This window comes from Bradyrhizobium sp. MI1.3 (assembly GCF_055811695.1).
The window spans coordinates 1-1,088 of sequence record NZ_JBVVPQ010000210.1 but is presented as its reverse complement, the minus strand read 5'-3'; the positions used below and the strand labels follow the sequence as shown (position 1 = coordinate 1,088).

Genomic DNA, 1,088 nt, shown 5'->3' with positions numbered 1-1,088 from the left:
TGAGCCAGCAAAGCAGCCGCTTCGAGCCCCTCGAATCGACGGTAGCCGACCATTCGTCGGACCACCGCGCCGTTCTTTTGCTCGACGAAGGCCTGATCGTTCTTGCGATAGGGGCGACAGCGCGTGAAGACGATACCAGCCTGTTCGCAATACACCTTCAAGGTCTCATTCATGAACACAGAGTCGTTGTCGGTGTCCAGACCCAGGAGCGCAAACGGTAGCTGTTTACGAAGTTCGGTCAGAACCGTGCTCAACAGCTTCTGCTCACGCACCAGAAGTGGCGCGCATTCGGTCCAGCCGGTCGCGATGTCCGTGAGAACGAGCGTGTGGACGAAACTGCCGCGCCGAAGGACCGCTGTGGGCAACAAGATCGGCCTCGACGAACCCAGGCGCCGGATCTCCCCAATCCGCTGAAGTACGAATAGGGATGCTGCGTCGCAGAGCACTTCTACAGAGCGACGACGCGGCCGGCCGCTTCGCTCACGAACGCATCGAAGTGCCCGGTCGATCGTCGCCGCACTCATCGACAATAATTTAGCCCGAATCTCTGACGCCAGGTCGATATGGCCGTACCGCTCCATCGATTCAATCAAGATCGGCAGCAGGGGCTTCAGACGCTTGCCGCACACCCGGTCTGCAGCCTCCCAAAGCAGTATCAGCGCATTTCGCTCCGCGTCTTGGTAGATCCGCGGACGATTGCGGCGACCCGCTGTCTGGCCCTCAGAATCGCAGCGCAGCAACCGCATCGCGTGCTTCCGATGGAAGCCCGTGATTGCAACGAACTCGTCGAGGATGCGGCCCTTTTCGATGCGGCTCGACATCCTGTAGCGCCGCGCCAAAGCAGACTTCAGTTCCTTGCGCGTCGCCATACTCAATCGCCTCATCGTTGCCCTGCGCTCCCTTGCCATTGGGGAGCAATTTACGTGAGGCAACAACTCAGCATTCAGGAACATTTCTGGCGACGCAATGCGAGCGTCAATCAGCGAGTGTTTTTGGTGTCGCATGCGAGGGTGGTCGCCCTGGACCACGCTTCCGCTCGAGCGCGGTGCGCCTGCGATAGCTTTCGACGTTCATCTCGACGATGGTGG

The 1,088-nt window shown here is 59.8% G+C and carries 1 pseudogene; it reads right to left on the bottom strand.

Features of this window, described 5'->3' with window-relative positions:
- A pseudogene (locus AC0L3A_RS40670) lies at nucleotides 1-884 on the bottom strand (ISNCY family transposase); the annotation flags it as partial.
- Nucleotides 885-1,088: the final 204 nt, after the last annotated feature.